We start from the raw sequence: 2795 nt of genomic DNA, 5'->3' as shown, positions 1-2795 counted from the left end.
GCTCAGCGGGTGTGGCGCTCGACAGCGGGATCTGTCGCGGCCACGCGCCGCAGCCAGGAGGTCCGGGTCCGGCCGGACCGGCTGGCGGCGACACCGCGGACGACGCGCTCACGGCGGTATTCGTTCTCTGCGTTGAGGAAGTAGTTGTTGCTCATGTCCTAGAGGTTCGTCCCCTGAGGTAGGCCGGCACATCGGGCAAGTGCCTTAGTTCCTCGGCGCGGTGATCGGGCATGGTCCGCAGCTACCTCAGACGAGGCAGCAATAGGCTGGGCCGGTGGAGTTCTCCGAGGTCGTACGACGACGCCGGATGACGCGCGCCTACACCCCTGACCCGGTGGATCCCGGGGTGGTCGAGCGGGCGCTGGAAGCCGCCACCCGCGCACCGAGCGCCGGGTTCTCGCAGGGCTGGGCGTTCATCGTGCTGGACACCCCGGCCGCCGTGCAGGGCTTCTGGGCCGCGCAGGCCCCTGCCGCCGTCGACGGCACCCCCGATCGCTGGCTCGCCGGGATGATGAGCGCACCCGTCGTGATCGTCCCGTGCAGTCGCCGCTCGGCCTACCTGGCCCGCTACTCGGAGGCCGACAAGGCGCGGGCCGGCCTCGGCGGCGACGAGTCCCGCTGGGCGATGCCCTACTGGCACCTCGACACCGCGATGGCGTCGCTGCTGATCCTGCAGTCCGTGGCCGACGCCGGGCTGGGCAGCTGCTTCTTCGGGCTGGTCCCGGACCGTGTCGACGCCGTCCGGGAGGTGCTCGGCCTCGTCGACACGGCCGCGGAGGAAGCGCCACACCCCATCGGCGCCATCACGATCGGCCACCCGGCCCCCCGCACCACGGGTGCTGCAGGATCGGCGAGCCGGCGGCGTCGTACTCCGTGGGAAGAGGTGGCGCACCGCGGTCGCTGGGGTGCCGGGTTCGCATGAGGCCCAGCCCGAACATCACGCACCTGTCGCCCGACGAGCTGCGCGGCAACCAGAAGGTCCTCCCCCGGGTCGCCCGGCTGCTGCGGCCCTACCGCGGCAAGATCGTGCTCGTCCTCGTCGCCGTGGTGGTCGCGGCGGCCCTGCAGTCGGTGGTGCCGTTCCTGACCCGGGCGGTGTTCGACGACGCCCTGTTCCCGCTCGACGGGGGCCCGCCACGCCTGCAGCTGCTGGCGTGGCTGGTCGCCGGCATGTGCATCCTGCCCGTCGTCACGTCGCTGATCGGCATCGGGCAGAACTGGCTGACCTCGACCATCGGGAACTCCGCGATGGCCGACCTGCGCGGTGACCTGTTCGAGCACCTGCAGCGGATGGAGCTGGCGTTCTTCACCGCCACCAAGACCGGCGCGATCCAGTCCCGGCTGTCCAACGACGTCGCGGGCGTCCGGACCGTCCTGACCGACACCGCGACCACGATCGTGCAGAACTCCGTGACCGTCGCCGCGGCATTCGCCGCGATGGTCGTGCTGTCGTGGCAGCTCACGATCCTGACGCTGGTCCTGATGCCGTTGTTCGTGTTCCTGCAGCTGCGCGTCGGCCGCCGCCGGCAGCGGCTGGCGCGACGCACCCAGGAGTCGCTGTCGGAGATGACCGCGATCACCGAGGAGGCCCTGTCGGTGAGCGGCATCCTGCTCGCCAAGGTCTTCAACCGCTCCGAGTCGGAGGTCGACCGCTACCGCGAGGCCAACCACCGCCAGACCCGCCTGCAGGTGGAGCAGGCGATGACCGGCCGCTCGTTCTTCGCGGTCGTGCAGACGTTCTTCGCGATCACGCCGGCGCTGATCTACCTCGCCGCGGGGTGGATCATCACCGGATCGGTGCCGGCCGGCGAGGACACGCTGACCGCGGGCACGCTGGTCGCGTTCACCACCCTGCAGGGCCGTCTGCAGATGCCGTTGCTGCAGCTGATGCGGGTGTCCCTGGACGTCCAGACCTCGCTGGCGCTGTTCCGCCGGATCTTCGAGTACCTCGACCTCGAGCCCGCGATCACCGAGCGCCCCGGTGCCATCACGCTCGAACCGGACCGGCTCCGCGGACGGGTCGAGTTCCGTGACGTGCGCTTCCGGTACCCCGAGCCGCGCTCCCTGTCCGGCACCGTCAACCGCGACCGGTTCGGCGACACGGGCGTCCGGATCGGCGGGGACCCACGTGCGGAGGGCCCGGACGCGGGGCCGACCTGGGCGCTCGACCACGTCTCGCTGGTGGTCGAACCGGGCGAGCTGGCCGCCATCGTGGGTCCCTCGGGGAGCGGCAAGACCACGGCGACGTACCTCGTCCCGAGGTTCTACGACGTCACCGAGGGTGCCGTCCTCATCGACGGGCACGACGTCCGCGACCTCACCCTGTCCTCGCTCGCCGACGCGGTCGGGATGGTGACCCAGGAGCCGTACCTCTTCCACGGCACCATCCGCGACAACATCGCCTACGCCCGACCCTCCGCGACCGCCGAGGAGATCGAGCAGGCCGCCCGCGACGCCAACATCCACGACCGGATCCTCAGCTTCGCGGAGGGCTACGAGACGATCACCGGCGAGCGCGGCTACCGGCTCTCCGGCGGCGAGAAGCAGCGCCTCGCCATCGCCCGGGTGCTGTTGAAGGACCCGGCCATCCTGATCCTCGACGAGGCCACGTCGGCCCTGGACAACGAGACCGAGCGACTCGTCCAGGAGGCGCTGGAACGCGCCACCCGCTCGCGGACCACCATCGCCATCGCCCACCGCCTGTCGACGATCCGCTCGGCCGACGTGATCTTCGGCCTCGAGGACGGCCGCCTGGTCGAGCGCGGCACCCACGACGACCTCATGGCCGCCGGCGG

At 71.2% G+C, this 2795-nt stretch carries 3 protein-coding genes; 2 read left to right on the top strand and 1 reads right to left on the bottom strand.

Going from position 1 to position 2795, the window contains the following annotated elements; genetic code table 11:
• Positions 1-2: 2 nt before the first annotated feature.
• On the bottom strand, positions 3-155 hold the full coding sequence (locus ACOADB_RS23300) for a hypothetical protein (protein WP_378604346.1): 153 nt from the start codon (positions 153-155) through the stop codon (positions 3-5).
• 119 nt (positions 156-274) lie between these two features.
• On the opposite strand from ACOADB_RS23300, the gene ACOADB_RS23295 reads away from it, so the two are divergent.
• The gene (locus ACOADB_RS23295) at positions 275-922 is read left to right on the top strand and encodes a nitroreductase family protein (protein WP_378604343.1); all 648 of its coding nucleotides are present in this window, start codon (positions 275-277) and stop codon (positions 920-922) included.
• The coding region (locus ACOADB_RS23290; protein WP_378604340.1) for an ABC transporter ATP-binding protein at positions 919-2795 on the top strand (1877 nt) is incomplete at its 3' end. The genes ACOADB_RS23295 and ACOADB_RS23290, both read left to right, overlap by 4 nt.

This window comes from Nocardioides sp. CPCC 206348 (assembly GCF_048654705.1).
Taxonomy (GTDB): Bacteria; Actinomycetota; Actinomycetes; order Propionibacteriales; family Nocardioidaceae; genus Nocardioides.
Note: the sequence above shows the minus strand (reverse complement) of the source record. Positions and strands in the feature narration are given on the sequence as shown.

What these genes read in the sequence shown, in the direction of transcription:
- ACOADB_RS23300 (WP_378604346.1), bottom strand. Translation starts at nt 155, where the DNA reads ATGAGCAACAACTACTTCCTCAACGCAGAGAACGAATACCGCCGTGAG.